We start from the raw sequence: 19287 nt of genomic DNA on the forward strand, positions 1-19287 counted from the left end.
TCGACCTGGACCACAGGAGGCCGACCATGACCGCTCCCTCGCGGGGATCGTCCGCGCTGCTCGTCGTGTCGCTGGCGCTCGTCGCCGGGCTCGCCGCCTGGTACGGCCGGGCGGTCTGGGACGACAGCGGGGCGTTCGCGGTGGCCCTGTTCGGCGTGCCCCTGCTGTGCGCGGCCGGTGCGCTCGTCGCGGAGCGGGCAGCGCGCGGTCCGGCTGCCCCGGTGGTGGTCGGTGTGCTCGCGGCCGGGTCGCTGGCGTGGTCGCTGGTCGTCGCCCTGGGGTTCGCCCAGCTCCTCGTCCCGGCGTTGCTGATGGTGGCCGCCGGCCTCGTCTCCTGGGCCGACCGGCGCCCCGACCGGACCGCGCCGCTGCCCGGCTGAGCCCGGCCGGCTCAGACGAGGGTGGCCAGCGCCCGGGGCGCGATGTCGACGGCGACCGCCGTGCCGGCCGCCAGCTCGACCAGCTCGCCGTCCAGCTGCAGCGGCATGGGGGCGAGCGTGGTGAAGGCGTAGTGGGTGGCGCTCGGCTGCGGGCCGAGCCCGCGGGTCGCCGCGCGCAGGGCCGTGGCCAGCACCCGCAGCTTGCCGGTGCGCCGCTGGGTGACCACCTCGAACCGGCCGTCGTCGGGAGCCGCGCCCTGGGTGAGGGTCGCGTACTTGGCCATCTGGGAGATGTTGGCGAAGACCAGGCTGTCGATGGTCCGCCGCTGCCCGTCCTCCGTGCGGACGGGGAACGGGCGGAAGCGGGCGAACCCGCGGACCACCGAGACGATCTCCCGCCACGAGCCCTTGCCGCCCTGCTCCAGGTCGACCGCGACGACCGGGGTGAGCCCGACGCCGATGTAGGAGTGGGCGTACCGGGTCTCGGCCCCGTCACCGGTGCCGAGCGTGAGCCGGAGCAGGTCGATCCGCCGGACGTCGCCGGCCACGATCGCGTCGGCGAGGTGGTGCTCGCGCGTCGTCCGGCGGTGGTCGTTGGCGTTGCCGGCCGCCCGGACCGCGCAGACGGCCCGGTCGTTGCCGGCCTGCATCGTGCCGTCGACGACCTCGTTGTAGCCGCCGTCGCCGCTGACCGAGACGAGCAGCGGGCAGCCGGTCGCCGCGACCTCGCGGGCGATCTCGCGGGCGTGGCCGGCGTGCGCGGTCGGCCGCATCTCCACCGGCACCGCCGGCAGCCGCCGGGCCAGCTCGGCGCGCAGCTCCTCGGCCGACCGGGGCGCGTTCCCGGTGCTGTGCGGGTTGAAGACGATCACGATCCGGTCGAACGGGCTCACGGGGGGACGTCTCCTGGGGCTGGGGTCGCTGCGCGGAGCGGTCGACGGGACGCCGGAGATCCTGCCCGCTCAGCCCCGGGGGCGCGCGCCGGTCACGGGACCGCGGCGAACGACCTCCCCATCCCGGCGATCTCGACCATCCGCTGCACCGTGCGCGAGGCCCGGCGCAGCTCCGGCACCCGGCCCGACCGGCGGGTCCCCTCGGTGGCCCGCAGCAGCAGCCGTAGCCCCGGCCCGTCGAGGAAGGTGGCCGCGGAGAGGTCGACGGCGACCGCCGAGCGTCCCCCGTGCGGGACCGCGTCCCAGGCGTCGACCACGAGGGAGTCGACCTCGCCGCGCAGCCGGAGCACCGGGCCGCCGTCCTCCTCGACCAGGTCGATGCCGCCGGGCAGGTCGGTGCTCTGCATGGGTCTCCTCCCCAGGCCGGCACCGTTCGCCGACCTCGGGCAGACCCTGCCCGAGGGGTCTGACAGAACCGCTGCGCGCTTCCTGCTGATCGGCTGGGGGCCTCAGGCAGACGGCTCCGCCGAGACCACCCAGATCGTGTTCCCGTCGAGGTCGCGCAGCGCGAACACCAGCGGTGCGCCCGGGAGGGGGTCGGGCACGGGGTCCAGGTCGACGTCGCCGCGCGCGGCCAGCCGGGCGTGCTCGGCCAGGACGTCGGTCGAGTCGATGCCGATCGCGGCGTGGGCGGGCTGGTCGCCACCCGGAGGCGTCAGCGAGAGCCGGGCGGTCGACCCCGGCGGGGCGACCTCGACCCACCGGTGCTCGCCCCGGGGGCCGAAGCGCACGTCGGCGCGCACCTCGAAGCCGAGGACGTCGGTGTAGGAGGCCAGGGCCGCGTCCTGGTCGCGGACCGGGAACATCGCCGTGGACAGCTGGGTGAGGGTGCTGGTGGTGGTCGTCATGTCCCAGAGACCGGCCGGCACACCGGAACTCGTCGGACGACGCGTTAGCGTGCGATCGAGCCGAACAGCTCGACCAGCCGGTCGGCGTGGGCGTCGAAGGTGTACCGCTCCCGCACCGCGAGCGCGGCCCGGCCGCCGCTGCGGGTCGCCAGCTCCCCGGCCAGCGCGTCGGCGACGTCGTCGGGCGAGCGGTGGAAGAGCCCGGTGCCGTCCTCGCGCAGCACCCGCGCCACGCTCACCAGCGACCCGGGGTGGTCCGGCTGCAGCAGCGGCAGCCCCGCGGCCAGGCAGACCGGCAGCCGGGCGGGGGAGTTGAGGTCGTCCCAGCTGGCCCGGCGCAGGTCGCCGCCGTTGTCGCTGGAGGAGCGGTGCAACCAGCCGGCGTCGTACTGCGAGAGCTCGCGCACCCAGTCCTCGGGCCCGACGGCCGGGTGGAGGTGGACGTGGTCGGGAGCGGCGGCCAGCGCCTCGTCCAGCCAGCTCGTCCACGACCCGGTCGGCCCCGGCGCCCGCACCCGGCCGTAGAGGTGGGTGTGCACGCCGCGGCGGGCGAGGTCGACCAGCCAGCCGGCGTCCAGCCCGGCCGGCCGGCCCACCAGGACGGTGTGCGGCTCGCCGTCGGCGTCGGACAGCTTCGGCGACAGCGGTGCGTCCAGCCAGTCCCGCTTGAGCAGGTCGCCGTCCAGGACGCCCAGCCGGGCCGGGTCGACCCGGCCGCGCAGAGCCCCGGCGAACCAGTCGCGTTCCTCGGCGGTGGCCAGCAGGCAGGCGTCCGCGCCGGTGACCAGGTCGGCCAGCAGCGGCCACTCGCCGCGCACCATGCTGCGCTGCGGCGCCTCCTTGAAGTGCCAGACGAACGGGACGCCGGGGAAGGCGTCGCGCACCGCGTGCGCGAACGGGACGGCCCGCCAGTTGAGCTGCGCCCAGATCACGTCGGGCCGGAGCCGGGTGACCTCGTCGCGCCAGCGGTCCCGGTCGAGGTCGGGCACGTGGCCGAAGGGCAGCGGTCCCACGGTCGAGTCGCCCAGGCCGTCGCTCGTCCACAGCCCGGTCAGCCGGTGCCCGCGCTCACGCAGTGCCAGCACCCGCTCGGGGTTGAAGGCCAGCTCGCCCACGATCAGCACCGACAGCCCGTCGGGCTCGGCGTACGCGCGGTCGCGGAAGCGGGCGTAGCGGGCGACCTCGTCGACCTCCCCGCTGTCGGTGGAGGCGAAGCGCAGCGGCTGGGCGACCCGGTACCGGCTGCGGAAGACGTTGAGCCCGCCGTCAGAGGACTCCCGGATCGCCCGCGACCGCTGCCCGGGGTGCCGCGTCCAGGTGCAGGTGACCCGGCCGGTGTCGGCGGTGCGCCCGGCCGCCGACACCTGCGACCAGTGCAGCCGGTCGAGGTCGTCGGCCTCCAGCTCGGCGCGCTCGGTCCACCGGTGCGCCGTGCGGCGGTGGGCGACCTGCACCAGCTGGGCGTACGGCGTGTCCGCGGGCTCGGTCAGCCCGCTGCGCGCCAGGGCCACCGCGGGGTCCTCCAGCGCGCCCAGCAGCGCGGTGAGGTGGTCCGGCGCCCAGACGTCGTCGGCGGGCAGGTAGGCCACCACCGGGGCTGCGGCCGCGTCCAGGCCCGCGTTGAGGGTGGCACCGAGACCCCGGTTGTCCGGCCAGGCGACCAGCCGGACGCGGGGGTCGCCGAGCGCGGTGACCACCGCCGTCACGGCGGAGGGGTCGGGCGACCCGTCGTCCAGGACGACGGCCTCCCAGTCGCTCACCTCCTGCGCCAGCAGCCCGTCGAGCGCGCGCGGCAGCCAGGCCGACTGGTCGTGGACCGGGACGAGGACGGCGACCTGCGGACCGGTCACGCGGCGACGGGCAGCGCCGGCTCGCCGCTGCGCACCCGCCGGTACACGTCGGCGACGCGGGTCGCCAGGTGCGGCCAGGAGTAGTGCCGGGACCGCTCGCGCGCGCCCTCCGCCAGCCGGGAGCGCAGCGCGGGGTCGGCGACCAGCCGGTCCAGGGCGGCGGTGAGCGCGGGCACGTCACCGGGCGGGACCAGCAGCCCGGTCTCGCCGTGCACGACCACCTCGGGGATCCCGCCCACGTCGCTGGCCACCACCGGCAGGCCCGCGACCATCGCCTCGACCAGCACGGACCCCATCTCCTCGTAGGCCGAGGGGAGCACCAGCAGGTCCAGCGACGCCAGCACCCCCGGGACGGCGGAGTGCTCGACGAACCCGGTCGTGGTGATCCGGTCGGCCGCCGGGCTGGTGCGGACCAGCCGGTGGACGCGCTCGCGCTCGGGGCCGTCGCCCACCACGAGCAGGTCGGCCTCCTGCTGCATGGCGCCGAAGGCGCTGACCAGCAGGTCGGCCCGCTTCTGCGCGGCCAGCCGGCCGACGTAGCCGATCCGGGGCCGGTCCCGTCGTCCGCCGGCGGGCACGCGCTCGAACACCGCCGGCTCGAACCCGGAGGGGATGGTGCTGATCCGGTCGGCCGGGACGCCGTCCTCACGCAGCGCCGCCGCGGTCCGCGCGGTGAGGACGACGACGGCGTCGGCCCGGCGCAGGGTGCGGCGCTCGATGGACCCGCCGACCGCCCGGACGACCCGGGCGTGCAGCGAGTGGGCGGTGAGGGTGTGCCCGACGCTGCAGTGCACGGTCACGACGAGCGGGCAGCGGTGCCGCCGGGCGGCCAGGCGGCCCAGCAGCAGCGTCGCGAGGTCCTCGCCCTGGTGGGCGTGCACCACGTCGACAGGGGTGCCGGTCCGGCGCAGGGCGCGGGGGACGGCGGCCAGCGCCCACAGCTGCCGGGCGCGCCGGGTGCGCGCACCGGTGCGGTGCACCAGCGCGCCCAGGCCCTGCCGGTCGGAGCGGCGGGGGCCGGCCAGGCGCGAGGTGAGCACGGTCTGCCGGTGGCCCTGCTCGTCCAGGCACCGGGTCAGCGCCGCGGTGTGGTTCTGCATCCCGCCGATCGGGTCGAACCGCGCCGTCCGGGCGTCCAGCCCCGTCCCGGCGTCCGCGGGCGCGGCGATCGGCTCGAAGACACTGCACAGCCGCAGGACGTGCACCCCTGCCACCTCCGGGTCGGTGGACCGTCGTCTCCGGTCCGGGACGGCAGTACAGCACGGACCCGGGCGGGACGCCCGGCGTGCGCCATCCGGTCGGGCGCCACCCGGTCGCGCGGCCCCGACGGGCGCGCGGCCCGGCTGTGCGGAGAGGATGCCCCCGTGACCCTCCCGCTCGCCGACCCGGCCGTCCGGCGGATCGCCCTGGTGCGACTCCGGGTGGGCCTCGGTGACCTGCTGTGCTCGGCCCCGGCGCTGCGCCGGCTGCGGGAGTCCCGTCCCGACCTGCACGTCACGCTGATCACCTGGCCGGAGATGGCCGGCGTGGTCGACCGCTACGCCGACGACGTCGACGAGCTGCTGCCCTTCCCCGGCACCGACGGCATCCCCGAGCGGACCCCGGACCCGGCCGGCTGGGAGCCGTTCCTGGCCGCCGCCCGGGACCGGGAGTTCGACCTCGCCCTGCAGGCCTACGGCGACCGGCCGGCGGCCAACCGGGTGGCCGCGTCGCTGGGCGCCCGGCTGGTGGGCGGCTTCGCCCCGACCGGCTGGGAGCCGCCGGCGGGCGCCGAGCCCCTCCACCTGCGCTACCCGCTGGACCTGCACGAGGCGCAGCGGCACGTGCGGCTGCTGGAGCACCTGGGCCTGCCGGCCGGGCCGGCCCCGGCGATGCACTTCCCGCTCACCGACGCGGACCGCGCCGAGCACGCCGCCACCCTGGCCGCCGCGGGCCTGGCGCCCGGCCGGTACGTCGTCCTGCACCCCGGCGCCTCCGCGGCCACCCGCCAGTGGCCGACCGAGCGCTACGCCGCGGTCGGGGACGCGCTCGCCGCCGACGGCTGGGACGTCGTCCTCACCGGGGTGCCCGGCGAGCGGGACATCAGCGCCACCGTCCGCGACCGGATGCGGGCCCCGGTCACCGACCTGACCGGCACCACGAGCCTGGGCGGACTGGCCGCGCTGCTGGCCGACAGCGCGCTGCTGATCGGCAACGACACCGGGTCCGCGCACCTGGCGGTCGCCGTCGGCGCGCGCAGCGTCACCGTCTTCCTGCCCGGCGACCCGGTCCGCTGGGCGCACACCGGCCCGCGGCAGCGTGCGGTGGTCGCCGACGTCCCGTGCGCGCCGTGCCCGCACCTGGTCTGCCCGATCGACTTCCGCTGTGCGGCGTCGGTGCGGGTGGCGGCCGTGCTCGCCGCGGCCCGCGAGCTGGTGGGCACCCGGTGAGCCCCCGGATCAGCGTCGTCGCCGACTCCGACGCCTGGGGCGGGGCCGAGGTCTACCTGTCCCACCTGCTGCGGCACGCCGCCGACTCGGGCTGGACGGCGTCGCTGGTGGTCGCCGAGCCGGTGGCCGACGGCTTCGCCCGCCGCGTCCCCGGCGTGCCGACGACGGTCGTGCCGCTGGCCCGCCACCGCGCCGACGCCCCGGAGGTCCGCGCCGCGCTGGCCGCCCAGCGCCCGGACGCCGTCCTGGTCAACCTCGTCGACCCCGGCTCCAACGCCTCCGCGGTCACCGCCGCGCAGGCCACCGCGCCCGCGGCCGGCGTCCTGCACCTGCCCGGCGACACCGGCGCCGGTGACCAGCGGCGCCGGCTGGCCGACCTCTACACCGGGTTCGGCCTCGTCCTGGGCACCTGCCAGGACGCCCGCGCGCAGGTGGTCGGCGAGCTGGGCGTCCCGCGCGAGCGCACCGGCGTCGTCCCGAACGGGGTGCACGTGCCCGCGGTCGCCTCCGGGCCGGCCGGGCACAGCCCGCCGCGGCTGGGCGCCTTCGGCCGGCTCACCGAGCAGAAGGGCTTCGACCTGCTGCTCGGCGCGGTGCGCCGGCTCGTCGCCGAGGGCCACGAGCTCGAGGTGGTCATCGGTGGGCACGGCCGGGACGCCGACCGGCTGCGCGCGCTGGCCGCGGGCCTGCCGGTCACCTTCACCGGCTTCGTGGAGGACGCTCCGGCCTTCCTCGCCGACGTCGACCTCTTCGCGCTGTCCTCCCGCCGCGAGGCGCTGCCGCTGACCCTGTTGGAGGCGATGGCCGCCGGCCTGCCCTGTGTCAGCACCGCCGTCGGTGACGTGGTGGGCGCGGTGGGGGAGGACGTCGTGGTCGTCCCGGTCGGCGACGAGGCCGCGCTCGCCCGCGCGATCAGCGACCTGCTCACCGACCCGGGGCGCCGGGCCGAGATGGGCGCCCGGGCGCGGGTGCGCGCCGTCCGGGAGATGGGCTCCGACCTGATGGCCCGGCGCACCTTCGCGCTGCTGGACCGCCTCCTCCGCTGACCCGGGCGCCCGCTGGGGGCGACCTGTGACGATCGGCGCGAGCCGGACATGTGTCGGACGTGATCTCGATGCAGGGGCCCCGATGACCAGCCCACCTGGAGCCGACGACCACTTCGCCGAGGTCTACCGGACGGTGGGGACGGCGGTGCTGGGCTATGTGCTCCGTCGCTGCGCCACCCGCGAGGACGCGCTGGACGTCGTGGCCGAGACCTTCGCGACCGCCTGGCGGCGCCGCGGCGACCTGCCCGCCGACCCGGCCGAGGCCCGCCCGTGGTTGTTCGGCATAGCCCGGCACTGCCTGGCCAACAGCCTGCGCAGCGCCGGGCGGACCGGCCGCCTCGGCACCCGGCTCGCGGCCTCCTTCGTGCCCGACACCGTGCCCGACCCGGCGGTCGTCCACGAGCAGTCGGTGGCCACGCAGCGGATGCGCGACGCGCTCGCCCAGCTCTCGCCCGAGGACCGCGAGCTGGTGACCCTCATCGCCTGGGAGGGCCTCACCCCGGCAGGGGCCGCCGCGGCTCTCGGTCTGACCACCGGCGCTGCCCGCACGCGGCTGTACCGGGCCCGCACCCGGCTGAGGACCGTCCTCGCCACCACCGCCCACACGGAGGAGACCGACCATGCTCACTGACCGGGAACTGGACGCCCTCCTCGCCTCGAGCGCGGCGGTCCAGGACGCCGACCTGCCTCCGCTGCCGGCGGCCTTCCTGCAGGTGCTGCAGACCTCCGACCGGGACGACGCACCCGCGTCGGTGGTGGCCGCCCGGCAGCTGGTCTGCGACGCCCACGCGGCGCGCACCGCCCCGCGGCCCCGGAGCAGGCGCCCCCGTCGGCGCTTCGCCGTCCGGACCGGTGCGGCCGTGCTCGCCGTCGCCGCGGCGTGGACGACTGCGGTCGTCGTCGCGCCGGAGGAGGGCCGGTCGCCGGACGCCTCGCCCCCGGCCGGCGAGGCCACGCTGCCCGTGTCCCCGCTGCCCCCTCCGGCCCCGACGCCTGCGGGGCCGATCGACCCGCCCGGCGGGTTGGCCCTGGTCGCCGCCGAGGCCGTCACCTTCCCGTGGTCCCTGGACCCCGCCCCGGTCGGGCTCGCCGCGCAGCTCACCCAGGTGGGCGGGCCCACGCCCTACGGCGTGGAACCCCCCGGCTGGATCGCCGAGTACCGCTCGGCGGACGAGCCCGGCTTCACGTTCACGGTCAGTGCACGCGACCCCCGCGACCTCGGCCCCGGCAACTCCGCGTCCCCGCCGACCGGCGTGCTGGACTCCGGGACGACGACCGTGGCCGGGACACCGGCGGACTACCGGCTGAGCGTCCGCGACCAACCCGAGTGCGACCCGGTCCCGGGCTCGCTGGACCGGACGGAGCCGCCCGTGCAGGTCTGCTCGGACACCCTGGCCGAGCTCTTCTGGCACCGCCCCGACGGCAGGTGGCTGCAGGTGTGGGGGGAGGGGGACACCTACGGCCGGCTCGACGCCGTGGTCGCGGTGGCCGAGTCCGTCGTCGAGCGTCCGCAGCCGGTGGCGGTCCAGGTGGGCCTGGCGCCGGAGGGCTGGTCGGTGACCGGCTACGAGTCCGGCAGCAACCTCAGCCTCACCGACCAGGCCGACCCGAGCTTCCGCAACGGGCTGCACGTGAGCATGTGGGGCCGCTGGGAGACCGACTACCGCGTGCCCGGGTACCTGCAGTACCTGACCTACGGCGAGCCGGTGGAGCCGGTGACCGTCCAGGGCCGGCCGGCCGAGGTGGCCTCGGTGCCCGACCCGTTCACCGGACCGGGCTTCCCGGACGAGCCCGAGCCGGCGCGGATGTGGTACGTCATGGGCCAGGTGCCGGACGGGCCGGTCTTCCTGCTCCAGGCACCCGACACGTTGTCCCGTGAGGACGTGCTGGCGATCGCCGAACAGGTCACCTACCAGCCCTGAGACGGGTGGGCCGTCCGGCCCCGACGGTGAACAGTCATGCAGGACCCTGTATGGTCATGCAGGTGAGCAGCGGACAGACGTGGACGGTCGGGGTCACCGGCGCCACCGGGTACGCGGGCGGTGAGGTGTGCCGGCTGCTGGCCGGGCACCCCTCCCTCCGGCTGGCCGGGGTGCACGCCAACACGAGCGCCGGCCGACGCCTGGGCGAGCTGCAGCCGCACCTCACCCCGTACGCCGACCTCCAGGTGCAGCCCAGCGACGCCGCGAGCCTGGCCGGCTACGACGTCGTCGTCCTGGCGCTGCCGCACGGGGAGTCCGCGGCCATCGCCGCCCAGCTGCCCGACGACGTCCTGGTCATCGACTGCGGCGCCGATCACCGGCTCAACGACCCGGCCGCCTGGGCCCGCTGGTACGGCGGCGAGCACGCCGGGCACTGGCCCTACGGGCTGCCCGAGCTGCCCGGCCAGCGCGAGCAGCTGGCCGGCGCGCGGCGGATCGCCGTCCCCGGCTGCTACCCGACCTCGGTCACCCTGGCCATGGCCCCGGCGCTGGCCGCCGGCCTGGTCGCCCCCGAGATCGTGGTCGTGGCCGCCAGCGGCACCAGCGGCGCCGGCAAGTCGGCCAAGACCCACCTGCTCGGCAGCGAGGTCATGGGCTCGGCCAGCGCCTACGGCGTCGGCGGGGTCCACCGGCACACCCCGGAGATGGTGCAGAACCTGTCGCAGGCCGCCGGTACGGAGGTCGCCGTGAGCTTCACCCCGACCCTGGTGCCGATGAGCCGGGGCATCCTCGCCACCTGCTCGGCCCCGCTGGCCCCCGGTGTCACCGACGCCCGGGCCCGCGCCGCGTACGCCGAGGCCTACGCCGACGAGCCCTTCGTGCAGCTGCTGCCCGAGGGCCAGTGGCCCACCACGGCGGCGGTGCTCGGCGCCAACACCGTGCAGCTCCAGCTCGCCGTCGACCCCGACGCCGGCCGGCTCGTCGTCGTCGCCGCTGTCGACAACCTCACCAAGGGCACCGCGGGCGCCGCCCTGCAGTGCGCCAACCTCGCCCTCGGCCTCCCCGAGACCACCGGTCTCCCGCTCGTCGGAGTCGCCCCGTGACCGTGACCGTCCCCGCCGGGTTCCGCGCCGCCGGCGTCGCCGCCGGGCTCAAGACCTCGGGCAACCCCGACGTCGCGCTGGTCGTCAACGACGGCCCGGACGACGCCGCGGCCGCCGTCTTCACCACCAACCGCTTCCCGGCCGCGCCGGTGCAGTGGAGCCGCCAGGTGCTCAGCGGCGGCCGGCTCAAGGCCGTCGTCCTCAACTCCGGGGGCGCCAACGCCTGCACCGGCCCCGAGGGGTTCCAGGACACGCACGCGACCGCCGAGCACGTGGCGGCCGAGCTGGGCATCGGCGCGATCGACGTCGCGGTGGCCTCCACCGGCCTCATCGGCGTCCGGCTGCCCATGGACAAGCTGCTGCCCGGGGTCAGCGCCGCGGTCGCCAGGCTCTCCGCCGACGGTGGCACGGCCGCGGCCCAGGCGATCATGACCACCGACTCGGTGCCCAAGACGACCGTCGTGCGCCGCGAGGGCTGGACCGTCGGCGGCATCGCCAAGGGCGCGGGCATGCTCGCCCCGAGCCTGGCCACCATGCTCGTCGTCCTCACCACCGACGCCGTCGTCCCGGCCGAGGTGCTGCAGGCCGCCCTGGCCCGGGCCACGAGCGTGAGCGTCGAGCGGGTCGACTCCGACGGCTGCCTGTCGACCAACGACACGGTCGTCGCGATGGCCAGCGGCGCCGGCGGGGTCACCCCGACGGCCGAGGAGGTCACCGAGGCGCTGACCGCGGCGATGACCGACCTGGCCATGCAGCTGCTCGCCGACGCCGAGGGCTCGACCAAGGACATCGCGATCACCGTCCGCAACGCGGCGAGCGTCGCCGACGCGCTGACCGCCGGCCGGGCCTGCGCCCGCAACAACCTGCTGAAGACGGCGCTGTTCGGCAACGACCCGAACTGGGGCCGGGTGCTCGCCGCGATCGGCACCACCGACGCCGCCTTCGAGGCCGACCAGGTCGACGTGACCATCAACGGCGTCACCGTCTGCCGCGGCGGCGCCATCGGCGACCCGCGCGAGGGCGTCGACCTCTCCGGCCGCGCGATCGCCATCGAGGTCGACCTGCGCGCCGGCACCGAGGAGGCGACGATCTGGACCAACGACCTGTCCATCGCCTACGTGCACGAGAACTCGGCCTACTCGACGTGACCAGCGGGATGAGCAACGACGTGAGCACCGCCCAGGACCCCACCCCGCCGGACGTCGCCCCCGACGAGGTCCCGCCGCGGCGCACCATCGGCACCCACCGGGTGATGCGGGTGAACGACCCCGCGGGCGACGCGGCCAAGGTCGCCGTCCTCACCGGGGCGCTGCCGTGGCTGCGGGAGTTCCACGGCAACGTCGTGGTGGTCAAGTACGGCGGCCACGCGATGGTCGACGAGGAGTGCCGCCGGGCCTTCGCCGAGGACATGGTCTTCCTGCGGACCTGCGGGATCCTCCCCGTCGTCGTGCACGGCGGCGGCCCGCAGATCAGCGCCATGCTCAACCGGCTGGGCATCAGCAGCGAGTTCCGCGGCGGCCTGCGGGTCACCACCGAGGAGACGATCGACGTCGTCCGCATGGTGCTCACCGGTCAGGTGGGCCCGGAGGTCGTCGGCCTGATCAACTCCCACGGACCGCTGGCCGTCGGCCTGTCCGGCGAGGACGGCGGCCTGTTCACCGCCGAGCGCACCGCGGCCGTCGTCGACGGCGAGCCGGTCGACGTCGGGCTGGTCGGGGACGTCGTCGCCGTCGACCCCGCCCCGGTCACCGCGCTGCTGGAGGCCGGGCACATCCCGGTCGTGGCCACCGTGGCGCCCGACGCCGCGGGCCGGGTGCACAACGTCAACGCCGACACCGCCGCCGCCGCGCTGGCCGTCGCGCTGGGCGCGGTGAAGCTCGTCGTCCTCACCGACGTCGAGGGGCTCTACGCCAACTGGCCCGACCGCGACTCGCTGGTCGAGCAGATCGACGCCCGCGAGCTCGCCGAGATCCTGCCCGAGTTGGACGCCGGGATGATCCCGAAGATGGCCGCCTGCCTGCGCGCGGTCGAGGGCGGGGTGAAGCGGGCCACCGTCGTCGACGGCCGGCTGCCGCACGCCCTGCTGCTGGAGATGTTCACCACCGAGGGCACCGGGACGATGGTCGTCCCGGCCGACGCAGAAGAGGGGGCCGCACCATGACCACGCACACCGAGGAGCTGGCCACCCGCTGGTCGGCGGTGATGATGGGGAACTACAAGACCCCGCCGGCGGCACTGGCCCGCGGCGCCGGTGCGAGCGTCTGGGACGTCGACGGCCGCGAGTACACCGACCTGCTCGGCGGGATCGCCACCACGATCCTCGGTCACGCCCACCCGGCGGTCGTGCACGCGATCACCGCGCAGGCGCAGCTGCTGGGCCACGTGTCCAACCTGGCGATGCACGAGCCCGAGCTGGTGCTGGCCGAGCGGCTGATCGAGCTCGCCGGCCGGCCCGGGCGGGTCTTCTTCGCCAACTCCGGCGCCGAGGCCAACGAGGCCGCGTTCAAGATCAGCCGGCTGACCGGCCGGACCGAGGTCGTCACCGCGCTCGGCTCCTTCCACGGCCGCACGATGGGCGCGCTGGCGCTCACCGGACAGCCCGGCAAGTCCGCGGCCTTCGCGCCGCTGCCCGGCGGCGTCCGGCACGTGCCCTACGGCGACGCCGACGCCCTCGCGCTCACCGACGACACCGCGATGGTGTTCCTGGAGCCGATCCTCGGGGAGGGCGGCGTGCTGCCCGCCCCGGCCGGCTACCTGGCCGCCGCCGAGGCCGCGGCCCGCTCGGTGGGCGCGCTGTTCGCCGTCGACGAGGTGCAGACCGGCACCGGGCGCACCGGGTCGTGGTTCGCGCACCAGGCCGACGGCCTGACCCCCGACGTCATCACCCTGGCCAAGGCGCTGGGCGGGGGCCTGCCGCTGGGCGCCACCCTCGCCTTCGGCGCCGCCGCGGACCTGATGACCGCGGGCTCGCACGGCTCGACCTTCGGCGGCAACCCGATCGCCGCCGCCGCGGCGCTGGCGGTCCTGGACACCATCCGCGACGAGGGGCTGCTGGAGCGGGCCAAGGAGATCGAGCACCGGTTCACCGCCGGCGTCGAGGGCCTCGGGCACGCCGGCGTCAGCGGCGTCCGCGGCCGGGGTGCGCTGCTCGGCGTCGTCCTCACCGCTCCGGTCGCCGCCGCGCTGGAGGCCCACCTGCGGGCCGCCGGCTTCCTCACCAACGCCGTCGCCGCCGACGTGCTGCGGCTGGCCCCCTCGCTGGTGGTCACCGACGCCCAGATCGACGCCTTCGTCGCCGCCCTGCCCGCCGCTCTCGACGCCGCCCTGCAGGAGGCCGACCAGTGACCCGCCACTTCCTCGCCGACGACGACCTCACGCCCGAGGAGCAGGCCGAGGTCCTCGCGCTGGCCGCCTCGCTGAAGGCCGGCCGGCACACCACCGAGGCGCCCACCCCGCTGCGTGCGGCCAACGGCGCGCCGCGCACCGTGGCGCTGCTGTTCGACAAGCCCTCCACCCGCACCCGGGTCAGCTTCTCCGTGGGCGTCACCGAGCTCGGCGGCCAGCCCCTGGTCATCGACGCCGGCAGCAGCCAGCTCGGGCGCGGCGAGTCGGTCGAGGACACCACCCGGGTGCTGGACCGCCAGGTCGCCGCCATCGTGTGGCGCACCGGCGCCCACGAGCGGATCGAGCAGATGGCCGCGGTCAGCCGGGTGCCGGTGGTCAACTCGCTGACCGACGCCTACCACCCGTGCCAGATCCTGGCCGACCTGCAGACCGTGCTCGAGCGCCGCGAGCAGCTGGCCGGGCTCACCATGAGCTACCTCGGCGACGGCGCCAACAACATGGCGCACTCCTACCTGCTGGGTGGCGCGCTGGCCGGGATGCACGTGCGCATCGGCTCGCCGGAGACCTTCCAGCCCGACCCGGCGGTGCTGGCCCGCGCCGCGCGGATCGCCGCCGACACCGGCGGGTCGGTGCAGTGGACCGCCGACCCGGACGCGGCCGCCGACGGCGCCGACGTCCTGGTCACCGACACCTGGGTGTCGATGGGGCAGGAGGGCGAGTACGCCGCCCGCAGCGCGCCCTTCGTGCCCTACGCCCTCGACGAGCCGGCGCTGGCCCGCGCGGCGTCGGACGCCGTGGTCCTGCACTGCCTGCCGGCCTACCGGGGCAAGGAGATCGCCGCCGAGGTGATCGACGGGCCGCAGAGCGCGGTGTGGGACGAGGCGGAGAACCGGCTGCACGCGCAGAAGGCGCTGCTGCTGTGGCTGCTCGAGCGATCGGGGTGACCACGGCGCTGACCCGCTCGGCCCGGCACGCCCGGATCGCCGAGCTGATCACCGCCGGGCCGGTGACCTCCCAGACCCAGCTGGCCCGGCTGCTGGCCGAGTCCGGGGTCGAGGTCACCCAGGCCACGCTCTCCCGCGACCTCGAGGAGCTGGGCGCGGTCAAGCTGCGCGGGTCCGACGGGGCGCCGGCGTCCTACGTGCTGCCGCCGGAGAACGCCCCGCTGCGCCCGGCCCAGTCCGCGCCGGCCCGGCTCACCCGGCTGCTGGCCGAGCTGCTCACCAGCGCCGAGGGCAGCGCCAACCTCGCCGTCGTCCGCACCCCGCCCGGCGCCGCGCAGTTCCTCGCCTCGGCGCTGGACAAGGTCGGCCTCCCCGACGTGCTGGGCACCATCGCCGGGGACGACACTCTGATGGTCGTCTCCCGCGCCCCCGACGGGGGCCCGGCCCTGGCCGACCGGCTGCGCGCGCTCGCCGAGCGCGCCGCCGCCGCACCGGCACCCCAGGGGCCGGACACCGACCTGGACGACGACGTGGAGGAGAGCGCACCGTGAGCGAGGTCAGCGGCGAGAGCACCGGAGGCGGCCACACCCGGCTGTGGGGCGGTCGTTTCGGCGGCGGGCCCTCGGCGGCGATGGCGGCCCTGTCGAAGTCGACCGACGTCGACTGGCGGCTGGCGCCCTACGACCTGGCCGGCTCCCGGGCGCACGCCCGGGTGCTGCAGCGGGCCGGGCTGCTGACCGTCGACGAGCTGGCCCGGATGATCGGCGCGCTCACCGAGCTGTCCGCCGAGGTCGCCGCGGGCACCTTCGCCCCCGTCGAGGCCGACGAGGACGTGCACGAGGCGCTCGAGCGCGGGCTGCTGGACAAGCTGGGCACCCTCGGGGGCAAGCTCCGCGCCGGCCGCAGCCGCAACGACCAGGTCGCCACCGACCTGCGGCTGTACCTGCGGCACAACGTCCGCGCGCTGGTGCACGAGCTGGCCGGGCTGGAGAAGGCGCTGATCGGGCTGGCGCTGCGCTACCGGGACGTCGCCGCACCGGGCATGACCCACCTGCAGCACGCCCAGCCGGTGCTCATCGCCCACCAGCTGCTGGCGCACGCGCACGCCATCTCCCGCGACGTGGAGCGGCTGTTCGACTGGGACAGGCGGGCCGCGGTCAGCCCGCTGGGCTCCGGCGCGCTGGCCGGCTCCTCGCTGGCCCTGGACCCCGACGCGGTCGCGATCGAGCTCGGCTTCGACCGGGCCGCCGACAACAGCATCGACGCGGTCAGCGACCGTGACTTCGCCGCGGAGTTCTGCTTCGTGGCGGCGCTGCTGGGCGTCCACCTCTCCCGCCTGGGTGAGGAGGTCGTGCTCTGGACGTCGACCGAGTTCGGCTGGGCGCGGCTCGACGACGCCTGGGCCACCGGGTCGTCGATCATGCCGCAGAAGAAGAACCCCGACATCGCCGAGCTGGCCCGCGGCAAGGCCGGCCGGTTCGTCGGCAACCTGACCGGGCTGCTGACCATGCTCAAGGGCCTGCCGCTGGCCTACGACCGCGACCTGCAGGAGGACAAGGAGCCGGTCTTCGACTCCGTCGAGCAGCTGCTCCTGCTGCTGCCCGCGGTCACCGGCATGATCGCCACCCTCACCCTGCGCCCCGAGGTCATGGAGGCCGCCGCACCCCAGGGCTTCGCCCTGGCCACCGACGTGGCCGAGTGGCTGGTGTCCAACGGCGTGCCGTTCCGGTCCGCGCACGAGATCAGCGGCGCGATGGTCGCCTTCTGCGAGGAGGCCGGCCTCGAGCTCGACGAGCTGGACGACGAGCAGCTGGCCGCCATCGACGAGCGGCTCACCCCGGAGGTCCGCTCGGTGCTGCACGTCGACGGGGCGCTGGCCGCCCGGCGGGCACGCGGTGGCACGGCTCCCGAGCGGGTGGCCGAGCAGCTGAGCTCGCTGGCCGAGCAGGCCCGCCGGCACACCGAGTGGTCGACGCTCTCCCCGGTGGCGGCGGCGCTCTGAGCTCTCCCGCCGAACCCGTCGACCGGCCCGGGCCGGGTCCCCTCCTCACCGAGGCGGACCTGCTCGGGCCGGTCGACGTCGTGGGCCCGTCGCTGCTGGGCTGCTGGATGGTCACCGACCGCCCCGAGGGGCAGGTGGCCGTGCGGCTCACCGAGGTCGAGGCGTACTCGGGGGAGGGGGAGGACCCGGCGTCGCACGCGCACCGCGGCCCGACCCCGCGGGCGGCCATCATGTTCGGCCCGCCCGGACGCCTGTACGTGTACTTCAGCTACGGCGTGCACTGGTGCGCCAACGTCGTCGTCGGCCCGGCGGGGCGCGGCTCGGCGGTCCTGCTGCGCGCCGGAGAGGTCGTCGTGGGGGAGGAGCTGGCCGCCGTCCGCCGTCCCGCGGCGAAGGCGCTGCGCGACCTGGCCCGCGGACCGGCCAAGCTCACCCAGGCGCTGGCCATCGGCCCCGCGGACAAGGACGCGCACCTGCTCGACCCGGCCTCCCCGGTGCGCCTGCACCGGGGGACCCCGCCGGCCCTGGTCACCGCCGGGCCGCGGGTCGGCATCAGCGTGGCCACGGAGCTGCCCTGGCGGTTCTGGGAGACCGACGCACCGTCGGTGAGCGTGTTCCGGGCCGGGGGCAGGCCCCGGCGCCGGCCTGCGCCGCCAGGGTGATCAGGCAGGATGGGCAGTCGTGACCGACGTGATCGACGAGCTGCACCGCCGTGGGCTGATCGCCCTGAGCACCGACGAGGACGCCCTGCGCGCCCACCTCGCCGAGGGGCCGGTCACCTACTACTGCGGGTTCGACCCGACCGCGGCCAGCCTGCACGTCGGGCACCTGATCCAGTTCATGGTGCTGCGCGCCCTGCAGCGGGCCGGGCACCAGCCGATCGTGCTGGTCGGCGGGGCCACCGGGCTGATCGGTGACCCGCGGCCGACCTCGGAGCGCGTCCTGAACGACCCGGCCCAGGTCGCTGCCTGGGTCGACCGGATCCGCCGCCGGGTGGCGCCCTTCCTCGACCGCCCGGCCTCCGACGACGGGCACCGGGCGCCCATCTACGTCGACAACCTCGAGTGGACGGCGCCGATGTCGGCGATCGAGCTGTTGCGCGACCTCGGCAAGCACTTCCGGGTCAACCGCATGCTGGCCAAGGAGGCGGTGTCGGCCCGGCTCAACAGCGACGCCGGGATCAGCTACGCCGAGTTCAGCTACCAGATCCTGCAGGCCAACGACTTCCGCGAGCTGCACGGCCGGCACGGCTGCACGCTGCAGACCGGCGGGTCGGACCAGTGGGGCAACCTGACGGCCGGCATCGACCTGGTCCGCCGGACCGAGGGTGCTGCGGTGCACGCCCTCGGCACCCCGCTGATCACCACCGCCGACGGGAAGAAGATCGGCAAGACCGAGGGCGCCACGATCTGGCTGGACCCGGAGCTCACCAGCCCCTACGCGTTCTTCCAGTACTGGCTCACCCTCGACGACGTCGACGCCCGAGCCTGGCTGCCGCTGTTCTCCGAGCGGCCGCCGGAGGAGGTGGCGGCGCTGATCGCCGAGTCGCAGGAGCGGCCGGCCTCCCGGGCGCCGCAGCGGGCCCTGGCCGAGGAGCTCACGGCGCTGGTGCACGGACCGGCGGAGCTGGCCCAGGCCGAGGCCGCCGGCCGGGCGCTGTTCGGCCGCGCCGAGCTCACCGACCTGGACGCCGGCACGCTCGAGGCCGCTCTCCGGGAGGCCGGCGCCGTCGAGGTCGCGGACCCGGCCGTCCCGGTGTCGGCGCTGCTGCAGGCGGCCGGTCTGGCGTCCTCGCTGTCGGAGGCCCGGCGCACCGTGAAGGAGGGAGGCGCCTACGTGAACAACGTGCGCGTCACCGACGCCGACGCGGTGCCGGCAGCGGGGGAGTGGCTGCCCGGTGGGTGGCTGGTCCTGCGCAAGGGGAAGCGCTCCGTGGCGGGCGTGCACTGCCCGGCAGCGGACCCCGCGGGCGCCGCCGGAGCCTGATCCGGGCGCTGACCTGGGCACTCGAGGCGTGTGAACGCCAGGTGACGGGCACGTTCCGGGCAGGTGGCGCGCGTCACCCGACCCCGGGTTTGACACCGCCGCCGGAGCCACGTAACTTTCTCTTTGCGCCGGGGACGACCGCGAGGCCGGGCCCGAAGCGCCGAGCAGGACAACACAAGCTGGTGACGACGACCCGAGAGGGTCTGGTTCACTGCGCGTCCGCTCCTTGAGAACTCAACAGCGTGCCGAAAGTCAGTGCCAAGTAACAAACCCCCAGCGGCATCTTCGGGTGTCGTGAGGGATTCCTTTGGTTGATTGAACGAGAGTGCCAACTCTTGGTCTCAGCTGCGATCAAATCATCTACGGAGAGTTTGATCCTGGCTCAGGACGAACGCTGGCGGCGTGCTTAACACATGCAAGTCGAGCGAGGCCCATCTTCGGGTGGTGCCCTAGCGGCGAACGGGTGAGTAACACGTGGG

The 19287-nt window shown here is 75.9% G+C and carries 19 protein-coding genes and 1 rRNA gene; 15 read left to right on the forward strand and 5 right to left on the reverse strand.

From position 1 onward, the window contains the following. Nucleotides 1–26: 26 nt before the first annotated feature. Nucleotides 27–380 (forward strand): hypothetical protein, encoded by a 354-nt coding sequence (locus ACGBYP_RS05185; RefSeq protein ID WP_411582193.1) that lies wholly within the window; start codon nucleotides 27–29, stop codon nucleotides 378–380. An 11-nt stretch (nucleotides 381–391) separates the two neighbouring features. Here ACGBYP_RS05185 and ACGBYP_RS05190 read toward each other — a convergent pair whose 3' ends face one another. The 5 genes from ACGBYP_RS05190 to ACGBYP_RS05210 all read right to left on the reverse strand — a co-directional run bounded on the left by ACGBYP_RS05190 (nucleotide 392) and on the right by ACGBYP_RS05210 (nucleotide 5236). Continuing rightward, nucleotides 392–1273 (reverse strand): diacylglycerol/lipid kinase family protein, encoded by an 882-nt coding sequence (locus ACGBYP_RS05190; RefSeq protein ID WP_411582194.1) that lies wholly within the window; start codon nucleotides 1271–1273, stop codon nucleotides 392–394. A 92-nt stretch (nucleotides 1274–1365) separates the two neighbouring features. Beyond that, complete coding sequence (locus tag ACGBYP_RS05195) at nucleotides 1366–1680, reverse strand: STAS domain-containing protein (RefSeq protein WP_411582195.1); 315 nt, start codon at nucleotides 1678–1680, stop codon at nucleotides 1366–1368. Between the two features lie 102 nt (nucleotides 1681–1782). Beyond that, entirely contained in the window at nucleotides 1783–2181 is a 399-nt protein-coding gene (locus ACGBYP_RS05200) for a VOC family protein (RefSeq protein WP_411582196.1), read from the reverse strand. 44 nt (nucleotides 2182–2225) lie between these two features. Continuing rightward, complete coding sequence (locus ACGBYP_RS05205; protein WP_411582197.1) at nucleotides 2226–4031, reverse strand: glycosyltransferase; 1806 nt, start codon at nucleotides 4029–4031, stop codon at nucleotides 2226–2228. After that, nucleotides 4028–5236 carry a glycosyltransferase family 4 protein gene (locus ACGBYP_RS05210; RefSeq protein ID WP_411582198.1) on the reverse strand — a complete coding sequence of 403 codons (1209 nt, stop codon included), beginning with the start codon at nucleotides 5234–5236 and terminating at the stop codon, nucleotides 4028–4030. Before ACGBYP_RS05210 ends, ACGBYP_RS05205 begins: the two co-directional genes overlap by 4 nt. A 159-nt stretch (nucleotides 5237–5395) precedes the next feature. On the opposite strand from ACGBYP_RS05210, the gene ACGBYP_RS05215 reads away from it, so the two are divergent. The 14 genes from ACGBYP_RS05215 to ACGBYP_RS05280 form a co-directional block, all read left to right on the forward strand. Further along, complete coding sequence (locus ACGBYP_RS05215; protein WP_411582199.1) at nucleotides 5396–6460, forward strand: glycosyltransferase family 9 protein; 1065 nt, start codon at nucleotides 5396–5398, stop codon at nucleotides 6458–6460. After that, complete coding sequence (locus tag ACGBYP_RS05220; protein WP_411582200.1) at nucleotides 6457–7506, forward strand: glycosyltransferase family 4 protein; 1050 nt, start codon at nucleotides 6457–6459, stop codon at nucleotides 7504–7506. The genes ACGBYP_RS05215 and ACGBYP_RS05220 overlap by 4 nt, the downstream gene beginning before the upstream one ends. Before the next feature lie 82 nt (nucleotides 7507–7588). Continuing rightward, nucleotides 7589–8137: an RNA polymerase sigma factor gene (locus ACGBYP_RS05225; protein ID WP_411582201.1), complete on the forward strand. Its 549-nt coding sequence runs from the start codon at nucleotides 7589–7591 to the stop codon at nucleotides 8135–8137. Then, nucleotides 8127–9428: a hypothetical protein gene (locus ACGBYP_RS05230; protein WP_411582202.1), complete on the forward strand. Its 1302-nt coding sequence runs from the start codon at nucleotides 8127–8129 to the stop codon at nucleotides 9426–9428. The genes ACGBYP_RS05225 and ACGBYP_RS05230 overlap by 11 nt, the downstream gene beginning before the upstream one ends. Before the next feature lie 56 nt (nucleotides 9429–9484). Further along, complete coding sequence (argC, locus tag ACGBYP_RS05235) at nucleotides 9485–10531, forward strand: N-acetyl-gamma-glutamyl-phosphate reductase (RefSeq protein ID WP_411582203.1); 1047 nt, start codon at nucleotides 9485–9487, stop codon at nucleotides 10529–10531. Then, nucleotides 10528–11679 (forward strand): bifunctional glutamate N-acetyltransferase/amino-acid acetyltransferase ArgJ, encoded by a 1152-nt coding sequence (argJ, locus tag ACGBYP_RS05240; RefSeq protein ID WP_411582204.1) that lies wholly within the window; start codon nucleotides 10528–10530, stop codon nucleotides 11677–11679. The genes argC and argJ overlap by 4 nt, the downstream gene beginning before the upstream one ends. An 8-nt stretch (nucleotides 11680–11687) precedes the next feature. Further along, complete coding sequence (gene argB / locus ACGBYP_RS05245; protein WP_411582205.1) at nucleotides 11688–12692, forward strand: acetylglutamate kinase; 1005 nt, start codon at nucleotides 11688–11690, stop codon at nucleotides 12690–12692. Then, on the forward strand, nucleotides 12689–13876 hold the full coding sequence (locus ACGBYP_RS05250; RefSeq protein WP_411582206.1) for an acetylornithine transaminase: 1188 nt from the start codon (nucleotides 12689–12691) through the stop codon (nucleotides 13874–13876). The genes argB and ACGBYP_RS05250 overlap by 4 nt, the downstream gene beginning before the upstream one ends. Further along, nucleotides 13873–14820 carry an ornithine carbamoyltransferase gene (argF, locus tag ACGBYP_RS05255; RefSeq protein ID WP_411582207.1) on the forward strand — a complete coding sequence of 316 codons (948 nt, stop codon included), beginning with the start codon at nucleotides 13873–13875 and terminating at the stop codon, nucleotides 14818–14820. Before ACGBYP_RS05250 ends, argF begins: the two co-directional genes overlap by 4 nt. After that, entirely contained in the window at nucleotides 14796–15371 is a 576-nt protein-coding gene (locus ACGBYP_RS05260; protein ID WP_411582208.1) for an arginine repressor, read from the forward strand. Before argF ends, ACGBYP_RS05260 begins: the two co-directional genes overlap by 25 nt. After that, entirely contained in the window at nucleotides 15368–16822 is a 1455-nt protein-coding gene (gene argH / locus ACGBYP_RS05265; RefSeq protein WP_411582209.1) for an argininosuccinate lyase, read from the forward strand. Before ACGBYP_RS05260 ends, argH begins: the two co-directional genes overlap by 4 nt. Beyond that, nucleotides 16786–17484, forward strand: a complete 699-nt coding sequence (locus tag ACGBYP_RS05270; RefSeq protein ID WP_411582210.1) for a DNA-3-methyladenine glycosylase — start codon at nucleotides 16786–16788, stop codon at nucleotides 17482–17484. Before argH ends, ACGBYP_RS05270 begins: the two co-directional genes overlap by 37 nt. 19 nt (nucleotides 17485–17503) lie before the next feature. Continuing rightward, nucleotides 17504–18808 (forward strand): tyrosine--tRNA ligase, encoded by a 1305-nt coding sequence (gene tyrS / locus ACGBYP_RS05275; RefSeq protein WP_411582211.1) that lies wholly within the window; start codon nucleotides 17504–17506, stop codon nucleotides 18806–18808. A gap of 359 nt (nucleotides 18809–19167) precedes the next feature. After that, nucleotides 19168–19287: ribosomal RNA gene (locus tag ACGBYP_RS05280) — 16S ribosomal RNA — on the forward strand; the annotation flags it as partial.

Source organism: Modestobacter sp. SSW1-42, from assembly GCF_046635825.1.
Lineage (GTDB): Bacteria > Actinomycetota > Actinomycetes > Mycobacteriales > Geodermatophilaceae > Modestobacter.

Bases quoted from the DNA above. Each gene is read 5' to 3' on its own strand.
- ACGBYP_RS05185 (WP_411582193.1), top strand. From the start codon at position 27: ATGACCGCTCCCTCGCGGGGATCGTCCGCGCTGCTCGTCGTGTCGCTG.
- ACGBYP_RS05195 (WP_411582195.1), bottom strand. From the start codon at position 1,680: ATGCAGAGCACCGACCTGCCCGGCGGCATCGACCTGGTCGAGGAGGAC.
- ACGBYP_RS05200 (WP_411582196.1), bottom strand. From the start codon at position 2,181: ATGACGACCACCACCAGCACCCTCACCCAGCTGTCCACGGCGATGTTC.
- ACGBYP_RS05225 (WP_411582201.1), top strand. From the start codon at position 7,589: ATGACCAGCCCACCTGGAGCCGACGACCACTTCGCCGAGGTCTACCGG.
- ACGBYP_RS05230 (WP_411582202.1), top strand. From the start codon at position 8,127: ATGCTCACTGACCGGGAACTGGACGCCCTCCTCGCCTCGAGCGCGGCG.
- argC (WP_411582203.1), top strand. From the start codon at position 9,485: ATGCAGGTGAGCAGCGGACAGACGTGGACGGTCGGGGTCACCGGCGCC.
- argB (WP_411582205.1), top strand. From the start codon at position 11,688: ATGAGCAACGACGTGAGCACCGCCCAGGACCCCACCCCGCCGGACGTC.
- ACGBYP_RS05250 (WP_411582206.1), top strand. From the start codon at position 12,689: ATGACCACGCACACCGAGGAGCTGGCCACCCGCTGGTCGGCGGTGATG.